The organism is Cohnella sp., from assembly GCF_041640265.1.
Taxonomy (GTDB): domain Bacteria; phylum Bacillota; class Bacilli; order Paenibacillales; family Paenibacillaceae; genus Cohnella.
Genome location: NZ_JBEQAP010000009.1, coordinates 45,174 through 62,361, shown reverse-complemented (window position 1 = coordinate 62,361; position 17,188 = coordinate 45,174). Strand labels below are relative to the sequence as shown.

The window sequence follows — 17,188 nt, the reverse complement described above, 5'->3', positions numbered from 1 at the left end:
GAGGACATCGAACAGGCTATACTGGGGGATATAATCAACCTATGGAAAAGAAAGGTCGGAATAACCCCCATGAAAAAAAGGTTTATGATTGTTCTTGTGACGTTTCTAACGCTCGGATTTGCTAGCTTAGCTAGCGCGCACGTCACTGTGCAGCCTAAAGAAGTGCCAGCAGGATCTTATCAGGTGTTTACGGTTCGTGTTCCAACAGAGAAAGAAACCGCGACAACGCAAGTTAAAGTCGCTATTCCTGACGGTGTGGATATTAAGCGCTTCGAGCCGAAGCCGGAATGGACTTATGAGATCGAGAAGAATGCCGACGGCAAGCTGACGGCCGTTACTTGGAAAGCTTCCGGAGCGGGACTTGGAGCAACGGAATTCGGTGAATTCCGTATGCAGGGCAAAGTGGCAGAAGATGCCAAAGAATTGGTGTGGAAAGCTTACCAAACTTACGCGGATGGCGAAATCGTGGAATGGACGGGCGCTGCAGATGCGGATAAACCGGCCTCGGTGACTGCGGTTACTGCAGCGACTGGCGATGGACATGGTGACAGTCATGGTGCTGCGGATGCAGCAACAGCTGGCGAAGATCATGAAGATGGAGGCCGCGATACGCTGACGCTGTGCCTTGCCATAGCCGGCTTGGCAGCGGGAGCCTCGGCACTGTTCATCGCTCTGTTTCGTCGCCGAGCTTGACACAATTTACGAAACTCTATACAGTTTATTTAGATATTCCACTAGGGGCGCCCGCAAGGGCTGAGATAAGGCGAGTTCGCCTTGGTCCCTCTGAACCTGATCTGGGTTATGCCAGCGTAGGAAAGTGGGCAAATGTACGTCAGACTTGTGCGGTAGCTGCCTTGGCACTCGTATTGGGGAGCCGTTTGGTTGGTTGAGAGGATTGTAATATCCTTCCTTATCCATCGCATACGAACTTGACACATTTCAGCCGCTCCCGCCGGGGCGGCTTTCTTGCTTTGCGGCCTCCTAGGGGAATTTCGAAATCATTCTCTAGGAGGTTTTTATTATGCCGATTTTGACGACACCGCTGCCGGGCAGCCGCAAAGTCTATGTTACCGGATCAAGGGAAGATATTAGGGTGCCTATGCGTGAAATTGCGTTGGAGTCAAGCAACGGAAGGAACGGAGAAGAGTTTAATGCTCCTGTACGGGTTTATGATGCCAGCGGTCCATACACCGAAGAAAGCTTTGATGCAGATGTACGGAAAGGGCTGCCTTCCTTGCGAGGTAATTGGATAGCAGAGCGTGGGGATGTCGTAAAGTATGAGGGTCGTCAGGTGTTGCCGAAAGATAATGGGTTCACTTCGGCCCGCACTGCCGAAGAAAAGGGGGCGGAAGTGTTTCCGATCCATGGGCGCGGCCCGCTTCGTTCGAAAGACGGACATAATGTGACACAGCTTCACTACGCACGACAAGGACGTATTACGCCGGAGATGGAGTTTATTGCAATCCGCGAAGGCATGAAACCCGAGTTTGTCCGCTCTGAGGTTGCTGCCGGGCGTGCGGTCATACCCGCGAACATCAATCATCCGGAAAGCGAGCCCATGATCATCGGGCGAAATTTCCATGTGAAAATAAATGCCAATATCGGGAACTCCGCGGTTGCTTCATCCATTGAGGAAGAAGTGGAGAAGATGACCTGGGCGACCCGCTGGGGAGCAGACACCATTATGGATCTGTCCACAGGAAGAAACATCCATACGACGAGAGAGTGGATTATCCGCAACTCCCCGGTTCCTGTGGGTACAGTCCCGATTTATCAGGCGCTCGAAAAAGTCGACGGCAAAGCGGAGGATCTCAATTGGGAAGTGTTCCGTGACACGCTCATCGAGCAGGCTGAGCAAGGCGTAGATTATTTTACGATTCATGCCGGCGTGCTGCTGAGATACGTTCCGATGACCGCCAAACGCGTGACCGGAATCGTCTCCAGGGGCGGATCCATCATGGCGGCCTGGTGTCTCGCACACCACAAGGAGAACTTCCTGTACACCCATTTCGAAGAGATTTGCGAGATCATGAAAGCATACGATGTGGCTTTTTCCCTGGGGGATGGCCTCCGTCCGGGTTCTATCGCAGACGCTAATGACGAAGCTCAGTTCGCCGAGCTCGATACTTTGGGTGAATTGACGGACATTGCTTGGAAGCACGATGTCCAGGTGATGATCGAAGGACCTGGTCATGTTCCGATGCACCTGATCAAGGAAAACGTTGACCGGCAAATGGAAGTTTGCAAAGAAGCGCCATTCTATACGCTGGGGCCGCTGACAACGGACATTGCCCCGGGTTACGACCATATCACATCCGCGATTGGAGCGGCGATGATCGGATGGTTCGGCACGGCGATGCTCTGTTATGTGACACCCAAGGAGCATCTGGGACTGCCTAACAAAGAGGATGTCAAGGACGGTGTTATCGCCTACAAAATTGCTGCACATGCCGCCGACCTTGCAAAAGGGCACCCCCAAGCGCGGCTTAGGGACGACGCTCTGTCCAAGGCTCGGTTCGAATTCCGTTGGCGCGACCAATTCCATTTGTCCTTAGACCCCGAGCGGGCGATGGCTTATCACGACGAAACGCTGCCAGCGGAAGCGGCGAAATCCGCGCATTTCTGCTCTATGTGCGGTCCTAAGTTCTGCAGCATGCGCATTACACAGGATATTCGGGATTATGCGGCGCAGAAGGGGCTGGAAACCGAAGAAGCCATTGCGGCGGGGATGAAGGAGAAAGCGGAAGGATTCATCGCTGCCGGAAGCCGGATTTATACGGAATAAAGCTGATGGGATGGAACGCTTATTCCAGGTAAGCCCAAAAAATATGTTAGATCACCCTATTAGAACTTTCTGTTCGAGCGGGGTGGTCTTTTTGTTTTTTTTATGCAGCCTCCTGAACGTTCTTTCTTTCGGTATAGAAAATCAATTTTATCTAAAATATTACATTAAATAGTCCAAAAGACCTACACCATACTTATCACAAAATGGTAATATTTAGTTGTCAAGAAGGCATTAAAAAAAGTTAATTGTTGTTGAATATATTTATATTTATATGGTATAATAATAATTTTTTTAAAATCGTTGATAAAGATAGGTGTCGTGTGTAACGATGGCTGCTATAAGTACGATAACCCCCGAATGGAAAGAATGGGTTGCTCGAAATATAAGAAGCGGCTGCTCATCAGAATCTATTGTGGAAGTGATGATTGAGAATGACTTTGAATCTACGTTTGCAGAAGCGGTCGTTCAAGTACTTGATATTGATCAAAGACAAAGCTTTATATACGAAAACCCCAGATTTCTTCACCAAGGGAACTTCATAGAAACTACGGATCGGAAAGTGCGAATTGCAGCTCGCTTCGATCGACCATGTGTAGTTATATTGGACGATTTGTTTACTGGGGAGGAATGTGCAGAGTTAATAAACATGTCCCTAGATAAATTAAAACGCTCAACTACGATAGATCCGAATACGGGGGAAGAAGCAGTTATCGAGGAACGCACGAGCTGGGGAACTTTCTTTGAACTGAATGAAAATGATTTCATATCCAAGCTGGATCGGCGTATTTCCGAGGTCATGAATTGGCCGATCGAGAACGGAGAAGGGCTTCAGATCTTAAAATTATAAGACTGGAGCAGAATACCAGCCTCATTTCGACTATTTCTCAGAAGAAGAGAATGGGAGTCTGCCGCATCTGGAGAAAGGAGGTCAGCGCGTCAGTACCCTGGTCGTGTATCTAAATGATGTTGAGAATGGAGGTGAAACAACGTTCCCGACGATTGGCTTAACAGTCAAGCCGAAATCAGGATCCGCCGTCTACTTTGAATATTGCAATAGCCTTGGACAAGTAGTCCCGTTATCGCTTCACGGTGGTGCCCCTGTCTTGCAAGGTGAAAAGTGGATTGTTACCAAATGGATGAGAGAAAGTAAATATGAGCAGCCCGTATGATGAAAGATTAGATAGCCGAGGTATTGATCATGGAAGATATTTATCCCTACATGGAGGTAGAATGAATAATGGCTATCAGTAAAGTGTCAACGCCGAAACCAGCGCCTGCTCCTGCACCGAAACCAGCGCCTGCTCCTGCACCGAAACCAGCTCCGGCACCTGCTCCGAAGCCGACGCCGGCTCCTGCACCTACCGTAATTTCACAAAATCAATCTACATACTTGAATAACTTGGTGAAGGAAGGCGGGGGCGCTGCAGCATGGGCTAGCGCTCAGCTAAAAGGAACAACAGTAGCATCTCCTGCACCGAAACCAGCACCGGCTCCAGTAGCCGCACCTGCGCCAATTCCATCGCCAGCACCGGCTCCAGTATCCGTACCTGCGCCAAAGCCATCGCCGACTCCAGTTCCCGCTTCTACTGTAATCTCACAAAACCAACATACGTACCTGACTAATTTGGTTAAAGAGGGTGGAGGCGCTGCTGCATGGGCTAGCGCTCAGCTTAAGGGGACTACTGTAGCAACCCCCGCACCTGCTCCAGCTTCTGCACAGATCGCAGCCAAAGGAACCTATGTGAATGTTGCAGTCGGTAATAATACGAAAACGAACACCTCTGCCGTGCAAAACACCGGTAATTCCATCGATATCAAAGTAAGCGACACCAAAATCACCGCATCCAGCACATCGTCCAATGCATCGGCGGATTCGAAACAAAGAGACTACCTTAATCATTTAATCAAACAAGGCGGCGGAGCTTCTTCTTGGGCCAAGAACGAGCTTGCCGAGATGGACAAGCAAGCTGCTATCAACAATCAACGAGAATATCTGACTACACTTTCCAAAAGCGGCAGCGGGACCGGGGCTTGGGCGAAAGCAGAGCTGCAGAAGCTTGAAAAGGGAGTCAAGAGGGACGAGCTTCTTGAGAAAGCACAGAGAGGAAGCACTGCAGCCAAACAAGAGCTGAACAATATGTACAGAGCAGAGAGCAAGGATAGTTTGGCCGCACTTGCCAAGAACTCGGATGCTTCAGGACAATTGGCCAGAACCGAGTTGAACCGCCGAGATCAGGAAGCAAAGGCACAGGCGCATGCAGCGTTATTGTCTCGAAATGCCCAGAATAAAATGATCGACCTTGGCGATCAAGGGGAATCCGTTATAGCTATTCAAGAAAAATTGAAAGCCATGGGTTATAATATATCTGCGGATGGCAAATTCGGCGCACAGACACAAGCGGCCGTTGCTCAATTCCAGAAGAACCATGGACTCAAGGCTGACGGCGTCGTTGGCAACCAGACTTTGAACGTACTGTGAGCTGTATACACAACACGCGAAAGCAATAATGATACTATCAAAAACAATGCGATCCAAAGTGCCAAGCAGTCCAAGTCTGGCGATATCTCAGGAGAAACGCTTATACTATCTGAAGCGGCAATGAAGAAGGTCCTAGCTGAGGTTGAGAAAACCGCCAAGCAAGCTGGGCCGAATGCTTATGTTAATATTGCAGTAGTAGATAACAAGCCAGTTATAACAGGAATCACACAAAAACCACCTGAAATTAAAAAACCGGCACCTGCTCTGGGACCCGCAATTAAAGCTTATGATCCTGCCAAATCAGTAAGCCTTGAGGAATTGGTAACAGGTAAATCCGATCGTTATTCGGCGGCCGAACTGAAAAAGATGGTTGGAAAGCTCAGCGCCGAAGACCAAAAAGCGATTTCTAAAATGCAATCCGAACAATGGTGGAAAGAAGGTTCCGTAAGTTCAACTATTTTCGATAACGTGGTACAGCCTTATGCAAACGCGATGAACAGTTTTTTAACCAAAACGCCGGTCGGTCAGTTTATTAACAGAACATCCGAAACATCCGCAGGTGTTACAGGGACAAAAACTTCTACAGGCAACCCAACAGCAGACAAGACTGCTACAGTAGCAGGGACTGTAATGGGATTCTTTGCTCCTATCGGAGGGTCGGGAATCGTTAATGCTTCTGCTAACGGAGCTGCAGCACTTACCAAAGTCGGTAAGGAAACAGAAAATGTTATTCAGGGGACGGGACAAGTTATTAAAGGATTCACTGGAACAGAATCTAAAATAATCAATGAAGCCAAGGAAGTAATTAATTCTCCAGCTTTTGTTCAAATAAAAGCAGCAAATGAGGCTGGTAAGAGTGTGACGGTGAACATTGGAGGTAAAGTTATACAGTATGAGCCGGGGTTACCTGCATCAGGTATGACAATGTTTGGGGATAATGGATTCTTAATTGGTAATGAAGCTTTTTCTTCAGAAGCAGAGTTGGCGAAAACAGTTTTGCATGAGCTTTATAGACTAACTACGAGTGCGTCAGCAGAGGGCGTTTCAGCTGGTTTAGCCACTAAGGAAACACAAGCAGCATTTAATTTTGCCGAAAAGGCATTAAAGGAGTTATCAAAGTGAGCTCAAACAAAACAATGAAATGGATTGAAGTGGGGAAAATTCTAGCTGAAGACCCTAACGAAAAGGTTCAATGCCCAGAATGCGAACAAAATAATCTGGAAGTACAGGATATTAGAAATGAATCGAATCCAAATGAGTTAGAAAGAAGTATGCATTGTCCAGTTTGTAATGCACGTAATGTCTTAAGACTAAAGCGCCCTATCTAATGATTCCTAACTTAATTACAAGTAAGTTAGTATTAAAGTAGCACTTGAACTAGAACTAAGAGAAGCTGATAATTTCTCCTTAAAGGTCTACAACAATTCAACAAATGGTCTTATGTCAGAAATTAAGGATTTTGTATTTCACAGAACTCTTGAGCACTTGAATAATGCCGTAATCGGCAGTTCAGGTGCTCTTATTGTTTCGTACAGAAAAAGATCGATTTGTCCCGTCCATATATACATCATGAATAAACTTGCGAGCAAACTCCATATCACCTATAATGATCTGTAAATGTGAAAATGCAATGATGGAGAAAAGTAAGCAGTGCCTTCTTTCAGGGAAGGAGCGCCTTAGACTGAGAGCGTTCCTAAGAAATCAGGCTGCTGAAGTTCACTCCGGAGCAGTCCTTTGAACAGCTAGGGTGTAACTTAGCCATGTAGAAGGAACCGGTTGACGGCCCGTTACGCCGTATTAAGCGGGAATGTCTAAAGCGCAGTTGTGCTTTATAGGGCTCTAACAAGCCGAATGGACATTTCAACAAAGGGTGGTACCACGGTCTTTTCGTCCCTTACGGGAGAGAAGGCCTTTTTCTATTCCAATATGATAAGGAGATAGTGAGGATGAAAGAGCGATTAGAAGCACTGCGACACGAAGCGTTGGAGCAGCTTCATGGGGTGGCGGATGCGGCCCATTTAAATGACCTTCGTGTTCAATATTTGGGCAAGAAGGGACAGCTAACCGAGATTTTGCGCGGCATGGGGGCGCTAAGCGCAGAGGAGCGTCCGGTCATTGGCCAAGTGGGAAATGAAGTACGCGCCGCAATCGAAGCGGTCATTGCTGAGAAGCAAGAGGCTTTCGATCGTGCGGCTACAGCCCATCGCCTGCAGGCAGAGACGATAGATGTTACTTTGCCGGGCAAAGCTGTAAATATCGGTTCTATACATCCGCTGAATAAGGTTGCGCAGGAGATTGAAGATATTTTTATCGGGATGGGATATTCCATAGCAGAAGGGCCAGAGGTAGAGACGGATTTCTTCAACTTCGAAGCGCTGAACCTGCCTAAGAACCACCCTGCTCGGGATATGCAGGATTCGTTCTATATTACAGATGAGATTTTGCTTCGGACCCATACATCACCGGTTCAAATCCGTACAATGAAAGCCATGAACGGCAAAACACCAGTAAAGGTAATTTGCCCGGGCAAGGTTTACCGCCGCGACGACGATGACGCCACGCATTCCTTCATGTTCAACCAGATTGAAGGGCTTGTCATCGGGCCGAACATCCGGATGAGCGATCTGAAAGGGACGTTGCTGCAGTTCGTTCAGGAAATGTATGGCTCGCAAATGCAAATTCGCTTACGACCGAGTTTCTTCCCATTCACCGAGCCTAGCGCTGAAGTGGATGTGACTTGCGCTCAGTGTGGAGGCAAAGGCTGCAGGATGTGTAAGCATACCGGCTGGATAGAAATTCTCGGCTGCGGAATGGTTCATCCCAAAGTGCTGGAGCATGGCGGGTATGACCCGAAAGAGGTGACCGGCTTCGCATTTGGCATGGGGGTTGAACGGATAGCGCTGCTCAAGTACGACATTGATGATATCCGTCATTTCTATGCGAACGATACGAAATTCCTCCGTCAATTCGCCAAGATGTAATCGTATAAGAACGGTATGAAGACAGCATTTTATTTTCGGACAAAAGAGGGGAGCTTCCCATGAACGTATCTTATCGGTGGTTATCCGATTATATTGACCTAGGCGATATTACGCCGCAAGAATTAGCGGAAATGATGACGCGCGGAGGTATCGAGATTGATTCCGTACCCTCCAGAAATGCAGGCGTCAGCGGCGTTGTTGTTGGATATGTGAAATCGCGCGAGAAGCATCCAGATGCGGATAAACTGAGTGTCTGCGTAATTGATGCAGGTACAGGCGAGGATCTGCAAATCGTCTGCGGAGCTTCGAATATCGGAGCAAACATGAAGGTGCCGGTAGCAATGGTCGGGGCGAAGCTGCCAGGAGGCCTGGATATTAAACGAGCAAAACTGCGCGGCGTTGAATCTCAAGGGATGATCTGTTCTGCGCGTGAGCTGGGTATTAACGATAAGTTATTGCCTAAGGAGCAGCAGGAGGGAATTCTAGTGTTGCCCGCGGATACGGCAATCGGACGCGATATCCTTGATGTGCTTGCACTTAACGATTCCATTCTTGAGCTGGATCTGACGCCTAACCGTTCGGATTGCTTAAGTATGCTGGGAGTTGCTTACGAAGTTGCGGCATTAACTGGGCATCCGCTGGAGCTTCCAGATCCAAGCAAGGATTTGTATGCCACTGCAGAAAAAACAACGGATCTTGTGAGGGTATCCATTAGTGTTCCTGAGCTCTGCTCCCTGTATTCGGCAAGATACGTTAAAGGTGTGAAAATCGGTACGTCGCCGCAATGGATTCAGAATCGCCTTATCGCTGCAGGAATCCGTCCAATAAACAACATTGTAGATATTACGAACTATGTCATGCTGGAATATGGACAGCCGCTTCATGCTTTTGACGCTGCAAAGGTAGCTGGCGGACGTATTGACGTTCGTCTGGCTAAAGCTGGCGAAGTACTTGTGACACTAGACGATCAAGAACGTAAGCTGGAGCCGCATATGCTTGTTATCGCAGATGCGGACAAAGCTATTGCTCTTGCTGGAGTAATGGGTGGAGCGAATTCCGAGGTTACGGGGGATACGACGGATATTATCGTCGAATCTGCTAAGTTCGACGGCGGCTCCGTGCGTCGTACCTCTCGCCAATTAGGACTTCGTTCGGAAGCGTCGGCCAGGTTCGAGAAGGAAGTCGATCAATCACGGGTTCGCAAAGCGTTGGATCGTGCAGCCGGATTGATCGCGCGTTATGCGGAAGGGCTTGTTACGGAAGGGATTGCGGAGGTAGAGGTTTCCTCGCTGGAGCCTGTTACGGTTGAATTGTCTCTGAACCGGATTAACGGGATGCTGGGGACAGACTTATCCACCTTAGAAATCAAGACGATACTGTCTCGTTTACAGTTCAAGGCGGAGATAAGCGGAGATGGTATCTGGAGTGTGACGGTTCCCTCGAGAAGAGGGGATATTACACGTGATGTTGATCTTGTAGAGGAAGTTGCAAGACTGCATGGCTATGACGAAATTCCAACTACGCTTATCGAAGGTCCAACGACAACGGGGGCATTAACGAAGCCGCAAGCTGTACGCCGTGAAGTCAGAGCGATTCTAACAAGCGCCGGTTTGCAGGAAGCGGTCTGCTATTCGGTGACCTCTTTGCAACGGACGAAATTGTTCAAGGAACTCGCTGGCGAGACGATTCCAATTGCACTGGCAATGCCTATGAGCGAGGAAAGAAGCGTATTGCGCACGGCTCTTCTTCCAAGCTTGCTGGAGGCGGCAGCGTATAATCTTACTCGTAAAAACAATGATTTGGCTTTGCTGGAAATCGGTAATGTATATCATTCCAATGAGGCCGTTCTTACACGCCTGCCCCAGGAAAAACCGCGTGCGGCTATCCTCTTGAGCGGGAATCGCCGGACTTCGAGCTGGAACCGTGCAGCAGAAGCTGTTGATTTCTACGATGCCAAAGGAATTCTTGAGAAGATGTTCGAGCGTCTAGGCCTGCAAGAAAAAGTAACCTATAAGCCTGCTCAACCCGAAGGCTTCCATCCAGGCAGAACGGCTGCGATCATGATTCAAACGGAGCGGGGAACGGAAACGGCCGGATATGTGGGCCAGCTCCATCCCGAGCTGCAGCGTGAGTTCGATCTGTCAAACACTTATATTGCTGAGATTGAGCTAGACTTGATTTATGAATATACGGATCGTAACATTGAATATCGTTCTTTGCCTCGTTATCCGGCAATGGAGAGAGATATCGCTGTCGTTGTTGATCGCGGTATAGCTGGCGGAGCTCTGACAGACACGATTATAGCCTCTGCTGGAGAGCTGTTGGAATCCGTTAAGGTTTTCGATGTTTACATGGGAGACAGAATAGGCTTAGATAAGAAGAGCGTGGCTTTGGCACTTGTCTACCGGCACGGGGAACGTACTTTGACCGACGAGGAAGTTACGGAAGCCCATGCCCGGGTTTTGACACAATTGGAACAAACTTTCGGCGCGGAACTTCGGAAATAGGCAGGAAACGCTTAGGGGAGCAGCGAATACATTGAGACGCCGACTGGCGCAGATGATTCGCTGCTTTATTATTTCAACCGACTTACAATAACTTACAAATGGACACAATGGGAGGATCACGCTGTGAATGCCAACAATGACAAAACGCGTGTGACCGTTGACATATATGGGACGCAATATACGCTAACGGGTCACTCAAGCTCGGATTACATGAAGAACGTCGCTGCTCTAGTAAGTGAACAGATGAATAAGGTTTACACAAGCAATACACGATTGGATTTACCGCGTTTAGCGGTGCTTGCCGCAGTGAATATGGGCGATGAGTTAATACGTACCCGTAAGGACAGCGAAAGACTTCGGAAATTAGAAGAGGAGCATAAGCTTCTTACGGAGGAATTCACTGCATTAGAGTCAGACGCTGTGCGGGCAATCGAAAGCTTGAAGGCTCAAGCTGCGGAAGAGCTGGATTTCGCGAAAGCTATAGCAGCAGAGGAGCTTGACCGGGTTAAGGCGCAGGCGAGAGAAAAGCTGGAGAGCGTTAGAGCTCAGCTGACAGATGAGCTTGAAAGCGTGCGGGCTCAGTTGACTGAAGAGCTTGAAGGCGCAAGAGCTCAATCGAGAGATGAGCTTGATCTCGTGCGAGCTGAACTGACAGAAGAAATTGTATTCGTCAAGGCTCACACATCCGAGGAGCTCGAACGCACGAAAGCAGCCGCTGCTGCGGAGCTAGAGAAGGTAAAGTTAGCTGCAAAGTTGGAGCTAGAGGGTGTTAAATCCAAAGCAGAGCAAGATATAATGAACGCTAAATCTGATGTGCAGCAGGAACTTGTGTCCGCTAAATCCGAAGCGAAGACAATTGCTGTACAATTGGCTGAAGAGAAGGCTGCTTGGTTTAACAAGCAAGCGGAGCTAAAGGCTGGTTTTGATGCCGAGCTGGAATCGGTTAAGCTTGCAAACGCTGAAGAGATCAATAAGCTATTGAGCAGCCACGAGAAGGAATGCACCGAACAGTTGAGACAGCATTCTGCTGAATTAGAAGCATTAGAGAACCTCAGAGTTGATGAAATTAAAGCGCTCGAGAGTAGAAGGAATGCGGAGGTTCAGTCACTTGAGAACAGAAGATTAGCTGATCTTCAGTCGTTAGAGAGCAAGAAGAACGCTGAGATGGAAGCAGTGAAAGCGAGTAAGGAAGCTGAGTTGCAAGCCCAGGAGAGAAAGCTCATCACGGAGCTGCAGGATATTGAAGGATTGTACTCAGCCGAGCTGGAAACGGTAAAAGCAGAGCTGGAATCGGTAAAAGCCGAGGTAAAATCTGTAAAGGCAGAGCGTGTGGCTTTAGTGAGTGAGCGGGATGATTGGCAGGCTAAGGAACAGGAATGGCATAAGGTAAAAGATCAGCTGGCAAGCGATCTTGAGCACTGGGTAAGGGAAGCTGAGGATCAGCGGCTCACTGTAGTGGAGCAGCAGGAAATGCTGCAAGCAGTGGAAGCGGAGACAACGGAGCAGCTCCGCTCGCATCTCTCAGCACGCGAGAAAGCAGAACGTGAGCTGGCCGATTTGGCTCGCCAGCTAAACGAGCGCGACGAATGGGAGAAATCGTCGCGGGAGGAATTGCAGCAGCTGCAAGATCAGCTGGCAGCTGCGCAGCTAGAGCAACAAGCCGCCACCGAGCGTGCGGCGGCTTTAGAGAAACGCCTCGCCGAGTTGAGCGAGGCGGAGGAGGGCTTGCGTGAAGCCGCGCAGCGGGCTTCGCGCGAACTGGAGGCGGCGCGGGAAGAGGCCGCCGCCAATGGTACGCGCGCGGCGGAATGGACCGCCTCGCAAGATGAGCTGCGCGAGCAGGCAACGCGCAGCGACAGCTTGCAAGCGGAGCTGGATGCGTTAAAGCAGGAGCATGCCTCGTTGAGCAAAGAATACTCCAAGCTTCAGAACGAATACAATGAATGGATCGACCTGCTCGAGCACACTTGATCGACTGTCGAACAAAAGATAAAGATCCCTAGTAAACTGCCAAAAGCAGGACTGCTGAACCCAATCATCGGCAACGGTGAGTTAGATGCCTTTAGCCATACTAAGACCGTCAGGGTGAATTGACGGTCTTTCTTGTTGAATACAAAGCCATGAATTTCGGAGGCTGTAGACTAACATCCCGCCTCTAACATGCTCCCAGCGTCTTAAACCATCAAAACTGACTACCTTCCCGCCTCTAACATGCTCCCAGCGTCTTAAACCATCAAAACTGACTACCTTCCCGCCTCTAATACCGCTTTTACGATGTCTTTTTTTTGGATAACCAGGCAGTAAAAAACAAAAATTTATGCCAATAAATCAGCAAAAATAGAGGACTGTCCCATAAGTCGATCTTATGGAACAGTCCCTTATTTACTGATAATAACGCCAAAACTACTACTATATCATTTCCAATATCTCAATTATGGATCAACTAGTAATCAAGAATTATCGGTTGAACCCATGATATTAGTAGCACTTTTACCTCAAATTCTCGTATACACCGTCAAGAGTAGCGAATAGGATTCTTGATAAGACATTTTTGTTATTTAACTTCTAACTTCGTGACCATTTGAGAATGCCCATTTCCACACATGATATTACATTTGATTTCATATGTCCCCGCTGCTAAAGTAACGATTTCGGAGTTGTTTCCTCTTATTTTGATATCCGTGCCCACAACCTCAAAACCATGAGCCCCTTCCAAATTTTCCAAAATCAGTTTAACTGGCGTGTCCTTAGGTATGGTGTATACTTGCTGATCGAACTCCCAGTTGGATGCTTTGATGAGCACTTCTTGGGATGCCGATACAGCAGGTGAAGCTGCACTATTCTCGGATTCCTTTTCATTACCGCTGCCGCAAGCAGATATCGCCAGAGTTAATGCGACTGTAGTTAAAAAATATGCGAATTTCTTATGCATACAAATTCCCTCCGTACTCATTCTGATGCAAGAATAGGTGAGTAAAATGGCTATTCCAGCTCTTGCTCACAAATAATTTTATCATACGACATCTATATTTACCCAAATCACACGTGGCAGATAAATGACATTTTGCATACAAATAATCCCCTCGCCGCGGGGCGAGGGGATTGCTTTGTTCAGCTGTTCCTAATCCCTTTTACTTAATCCCGACGTCTTGAGCGTGTGGCTTCATAAGGAGAAGCAATAGGGATAAACAAATCGATAATCCCGATTACTAATGCAGCCAACACGGCGCCAATCATTGTAATCCTCATGTCACCGACCACAAACTGAGCTAACCAAATGACCAGTGCGCTTGACAGAAAGCCTACGATCCCTCTGCCAAAGGGCGTAACCTTTTTGCCGAAAATCCCTTCAATGACCCATCCCAGCACGGCTATCACTACTGCAAGCAGCAGGGCGCTCCAAAATCCTCCAATCGAAAATTGAGGAACAAGAAAGCCTACCACCATCAACACAATAGCCGATACGACAAAGCGAACAACGGTTCCAAGAAAAAGCATCTTATCGACCTCCTTGTTGTTAGTGTATCCTTAGTTTTAATCTGTATGAGTGGAAGGTTTCGCAAGCTCTGTCCATTCGGATATAATATACAGTGAAGGAGATGAATACCGCCGTGAACGACAAGGCCTTACATACATTAGAATACGACAAAATTATTCGCCAATTGACAGCCGTGACTTTCACGAGCTTGGGCAGGGAAGCAGCGGAGAAGCTTATTCCTTCACGCGAGCTTCCCATTGTCGAGCGTCGTTTAGCTGCAACGGATGAAGCGGTGCGGACTATCATGCTTAAAGGAACTCCGCCCTTTGGCGGGATAACGGATATACGTGCTTCCCTATACCGCGCGAAACTGGGCGGCATTCTACAGCCGCCCGAGCTAATGGATGTCGCACAATTTATTATGGGCTCCCGTCGCTTAGTCCGACATATTTCTTTAGCCGGCGAAGAGACTGCTCTTCCATTGTTAAGCGACCACTGTGAGCCATTAACTGACTATAAGCCGCTTGAGGATGAAATACGAAGATGCATCGACGAGCAAGGTGACGTATTGGATTCTGCCAGCCCTGAGCTTGCAACGGCCCGCCGTGACATCCGGATTAATGCAGGCAGAGCAAGAGAGAAGCTGGAAAGCCTTATTCGCTCAACTTCCGTTCAGAAAATGCTGCAGGATGCACTCATCACAATGCGCAACGATCGCTATGTTATCCCAGTTAAACAGGAGTATCGAGCGCATTTCGGCGGTATCGTACATGATCAATCGGGCAGCGGCGCAACTTTGTTTATTGAGCCGGAAGCGGTCGTGCAAATGAATAACAAGCTCCGCGAACTGAAAATAAAAGAACAAAACGAAGTGGAGCGCATCTTACGCAGATTAAGCGAACAAACAGGTGAACGCGCAGATCTGTTAACAGGTGATGCTGAAATCCTGGGCATGATCGATTTTATTTTTGCCAAAGCAACACTCGCTAATGCAATGGAGGCTACGCTTCCTGCGATGAATGCGGAAGGAAATCTCCATTTGCGGAAAGCCCGTCACCCGCTCATTGCTATCAAGCATGCTGTTCCCATCGATATTGAGCTTGGCAATGCTTATACCTCCATTATTGTCACAGGACCTAATACGGGTGGTAAGACGGTATCTTTAAAGACGATTGGCTTGCTTAGTCTGATGGCTATGTCCGGGTTATTCATTCCAGCGGAGGATGGAAGCCGGTTATGCGTCTTTGACGGGATTTATGCGGATATCGGAGATGAGCAAAGCATTGAGCAGAACTTGAGCACCTTTTCAAGCCATATGACCAATCTGATCTCCATGCTCGGTCAGGTGACACGGCAAAGTCTCGTCCTCCTCGATGAGCTCGGTGCGGGTACGGACCCTGCCGAGGGCTCCGCGCTTGCGATAGCCATTCTCGAGCATTTGCAGAAGCTGGGCTGCCGTCTGATCGCTACGACGCATTATAGTGAATTAAAAGCTTATGCATACAATCGGGAAGGGATCATCAATGCGAGCATGGAATTCGATGTCGCAACCTTGCGTCCTACCTATCGTCTTCTTGTTGGCGTGCCTGGCCGCAGTAATGCATTTGCAATTGCGGAACGTTTAGGCCTTCCGCGCAGTATTATTGATCATGCACGGGGTGAAGTCAGCGAGGATGAGCTGAAGGTGGATTCGATGATTGCTTCTTTGGAGCAAGACCGTCTTGCTGCGCAATCGGAACGGCAAACGGCAGAACGTCTTCGTCGAGAGGTAGAAACGCTTCAGCAGCAAATCCAAGAGGAACGTTTCAAGCTGCAGGAGCAGAAGGTAAAGGTAATGGAGGAAGCGCGTGAAAGCTCACGCCTCACCATTGCCAAGGCAAAGAGAGAAGCGGAGGAAATCATCTCGGATTTGAGGCGCCTAGCCCTGGAAGAAGGTGCCTCGGTTAAGGAGCATAAGCTGATCGAAGCGCGTCGTCGACTAGAAGATGCCGTACCTTCACCGGTCGCAAAGCCTAATCGTTCATCAGGTAACAAACAAGCTAAAATTGAAGCTGGCGATGAGGTTAAAGTGCATAGCCTTGGCGGTCAAAAAGGAAATGTCATTGAGCTCGGCAGCACGGAAGCTCTCGTTCAGCTAGGAATTATGAAGATGAAGGTAGCGCTTGTTGATCTGGAGCCGATCCGCAAAACCAGTACGAACAAACCTCAAGCCCAAGCGACGATCGTTAAACGTTCACGAGATGAGAATATTCGAACAGAGCTGGATCTGCGAGGAATGATGCTGGATGAAGCTATTATGGAAGTGGACAGATTCCTGGATGAAGCTTTTTTATCTAATCTAGGGCAGGTTTACATTATTCATGGCAAGGGCACTGGTGCTCTGCGTACCGGCGTACAGGAATTTCTGCGTCGTCATAAACACGTAAAGAGCTACCGGTTAGGCCAATTCGGGGAAGGCGGCGCGGGTGTGTCCGTAGCCGAGCTCCATTGACGGGAGGCAGATAAGTCGTGCAGAATTTGGTTGATTCCTTAATGTCGCATCCGTTTGCGGCGGTTTTGGCTTATTTTTCAGTAGGGATATTGGCATTAATCGTGTTTCTCTCTTGCTTTGAATGGGTGACCAAATACGATGGCTGGAACGAGATTCGCAAAGGAAATATGTCGGTCGCCATGGCGACAAGCGGCAAAATATTCGGGATTTGTAATATTTTCCGATTTTCAATTGAAGCGAACGAGACAATATACCAAAGTCTAGTATGGGCTGCAGTTGGCTTTGTGCTGCTTCTTATCGCTTACTTTCTATTTGAATTTCTGACGCCTGTATTCCGGATTGACGAAGAAATCGCGAAGGATAACAAAGCAGTTGGATTACTCGCGATGATTCTACCCGTGTCCTTATCGTATATCATTGGCGCAGCTGTCATTTAAACGGAGGGTTATGGCATGAAATATCTATGG

Annotated in this window: 13 protein-coding genes, 1 pseudogene, 1 riboswitch and 1 other annotated feature; of the genes and pseudogenes, 12 read left to right on the top strand and 2 right to left on the bottom strand. The window is 48.3% G+C overall.

The window, feature by feature from the left end; translation table 11 throughout:
- The first annotated feature begins 69 nt into the window (after positions 1-69).
- The 10 genes and pseudogenes from ACESLK_RS09390 to zapA all read left to right on the top strand — a co-directional run bounded on the left by ACESLK_RS09390 (position 70) and on the right by zapA (position 12,723).
- On the top strand, positions 70-693 hold the full coding sequence (locus ACESLK_RS09390; RefSeq protein ID WP_373229093.1) for a YcnI family copper-binding membrane protein: 624 nt from the start codon (positions 70-72) through the stop codon (positions 691-693).
- 33 nt (positions 694-726) lie between these two features.
- Positions 727-833, top strand: a riboswitch (TPP riboswitch).
- Positions 834-1,021: 188 nt separating this feature from the next.
- Positions 1,022-2,785, top strand: coding sequence for a phosphomethylpyrimidine synthase ThiC (thiC, locus tag ACESLK_RS09385; RefSeq protein ID WP_373229092.1), 1,764 nt, complete (start codon positions 1,022-1,024; stop codon positions 2,783-2,785).
- Between the two features lie 328 nt (positions 2,786-3,113).
- A complete protein-coding gene (locus tag ACESLK_RS09380; RefSeq protein ID WP_373229091.1) occupies positions 3,114-3,632 on the top strand; it encodes a prolyl 4-hydroxylase family protein in 519 nt (172 codons plus the stop codon).
- Between the two features lie 52 nt (positions 3,633-3,684).
- Positions 3,685-3,954 (top strand): annotated as a pseudogene (locus ACESLK_RS09375) (prolyl hydroxylase family protein); the annotation flags it as partial.
- A 68-nt stretch (positions 3,955-4,022) separates the two neighbouring features.
- Positions 4,023-5,264 (top strand): peptidoglycan-binding protein, encoded by a 1,242-nt coding sequence (locus ACESLK_RS09370; RefSeq protein ID WP_373229090.1) that lies wholly within the window; start codon positions 4,023-4,025, stop codon positions 5,262-5,264.
- Positions 5,265-5,384: 120 nt separating this feature from the next.
- Entirely contained in the window at positions 5,385-6,386 is a 1,002-nt protein-coding gene (locus tag ACESLK_RS09365; RefSeq protein ID WP_373229089.1) for a hypothetical protein, read from the top strand.
- On the top strand, positions 6,383-6,592 hold the full coding sequence (locus ACESLK_RS09360; RefSeq protein ID WP_373229087.1) for a hypothetical protein: 210 nt from the start codon (positions 6,383-6,385) through the stop codon (positions 6,590-6,592). The genes ACESLK_RS09365 and ACESLK_RS09360 overlap by 4 nt, the downstream gene beginning before the upstream one ends.
- 293 nt (positions 6,593-6,885) lie before the next feature.
- Positions 6,886-7,162, top strand: a binding site (T-box leader).
- A gap of 48 nt (positions 7,163-7,210) precedes the next feature.
- Positions 7,211-8,245 (top strand): phenylalanine--tRNA ligase subunit alpha, encoded by a 1,035-nt coding sequence (gene pheS, locus ACESLK_RS09355; protein ID WP_373229085.1) that lies wholly within the window; start codon positions 7,211-7,213, stop codon positions 8,243-8,245.
- Between the two features lie 59 nt (positions 8,246-8,304).
- A complete protein-coding gene (gene pheT, locus ACESLK_RS09350) occupies positions 8,305-10,752 on the top strand; it encodes a phenylalanine--tRNA ligase subunit beta (RefSeq protein ID WP_373229084.1) in 2,448 nt (815 codons plus the stop codon).
- Positions 10,753-10,875: 123 nt separating this feature from the next.
- The gene (gene zapA, locus ACESLK_RS09345; RefSeq protein WP_373229082.1) at positions 10,876-12,723 is read left to right on the top strand and encodes a cell division protein ZapA; all 1,848 of its coding nucleotides are present in this window, start codon (positions 10,876-10,878) and stop codon (positions 12,721-12,723) included.
- Between the two features lie 583 nt (positions 12,724-13,306).
- Here the strand turns inward: zapA and ACESLK_RS09340 are convergent.
- Both ACESLK_RS09340 and ACESLK_RS09335 read right to left on the bottom strand, forming a co-directional pair.
- A complete protein-coding gene (locus tag ACESLK_RS09340) occupies positions 13,307-13,684 on the bottom strand; it encodes a cupredoxin domain-containing protein (RefSeq protein ID WP_373229081.1) in 378 nt (125 codons plus the stop codon).
- A gap of 203 nt (positions 13,685-13,887) precedes the next feature.
- Positions 13,888-14,250: a phage holin family protein gene (locus ACESLK_RS09335; RefSeq protein ID WP_373229080.1), complete on the bottom strand. Its 363-nt coding sequence runs from the start codon at positions 14,248-14,250 to the stop codon at positions 13,888-13,890.
- A 113-nt stretch (positions 14,251-14,363) separates the two neighbouring features.
- On the opposite strand from ACESLK_RS09335, the gene ACESLK_RS09330 reads away from it, so the two are divergent.
- Together ACESLK_RS09330 and ACESLK_RS09325 are read left to right on the top strand one after the other, a co-directional pair.
- Positions 14,364-16,721, top strand: coding sequence for an endonuclease MutS2 (locus ACESLK_RS09330; RefSeq protein ID WP_373229224.1), 2,358 nt, complete (start codon positions 14,364-14,366; stop codon positions 16,719-16,721).
- Positions 16,722-16,762: 41 nt separating this feature from the next.
- Positions 16,763-17,158: a DUF350 domain-containing protein gene (locus tag ACESLK_RS09325; RefSeq protein WP_373229223.1), complete on the top strand. Its 396-nt coding sequence runs from the start codon at positions 16,763-16,765 to the stop codon at positions 17,156-17,158.
- The last annotated feature ends 30 nt before the right edge of the window (positions 17,159-17,188 follow it).

Coding starts and splice junctions, on each gene's coding strand:
- ACESLK_RS09390 (WP_373229093.1), top strand. CDS start 70: ATGAAAAAAAGGTTTATGATTGTTCTTGTGACGTTTCTAACGCTCGGA.
- thiC (WP_373229092.1), top strand. CDS start 1,022: ATGCCGATTTTGACGACACCGCTGCCGGGCAGCCGCAAAGTCTATGTT.
- ACESLK_RS09380 (WP_373229091.1), top strand. CDS start 3,114: ATGGCTGCTATAAGTACGATAACCCCCGAATGGAAAGAATGGGTTGCT.
- ACESLK_RS09370 (WP_373229090.1), top strand. CDS start 4,023: ATGGCTATCAGTAAAGTGTCAACGCCGAAACCAGCGCCTGCTCCTGCA.
- ACESLK_RS09365 (WP_373229089.1), top strand. CDS start 5,385: ATGAAGAAGGTCCTAGCTGAGGTTGAGAAAACCGCCAAGCAAGCTGGG.
- pheS (WP_373229085.1), top strand. CDS start 7,211: ATGAAAGAGCGATTAGAAGCACTGCGACACGAAGCGTTGGAGCAGCTT.
- pheT (WP_373229084.1), top strand. CDS start 8,305: ATGAACGTATCTTATCGGTGGTTATCCGATTATATTGACCTAGGCGAT.
- ACESLK_RS09340 (WP_373229081.1), bottom strand. CDS start 13,684: ATGCATAAGAAATTCGCATATTTTTTAACTACAGTCGCATTAACTCTG.
- ACESLK_RS09335 (WP_373229080.1), bottom strand. CDS start 14,250: ATGCTTTTTCTTGGAACCGTTGTTCGCTTTGTCGTATCGGCTATTGTG.
- ACESLK_RS09325 (WP_373229223.1), top strand. CDS start 16,763: ATGTCGCATCCGTTTGCGGCGGTTTTGGCTTATTTTTCAGTAGGGATA.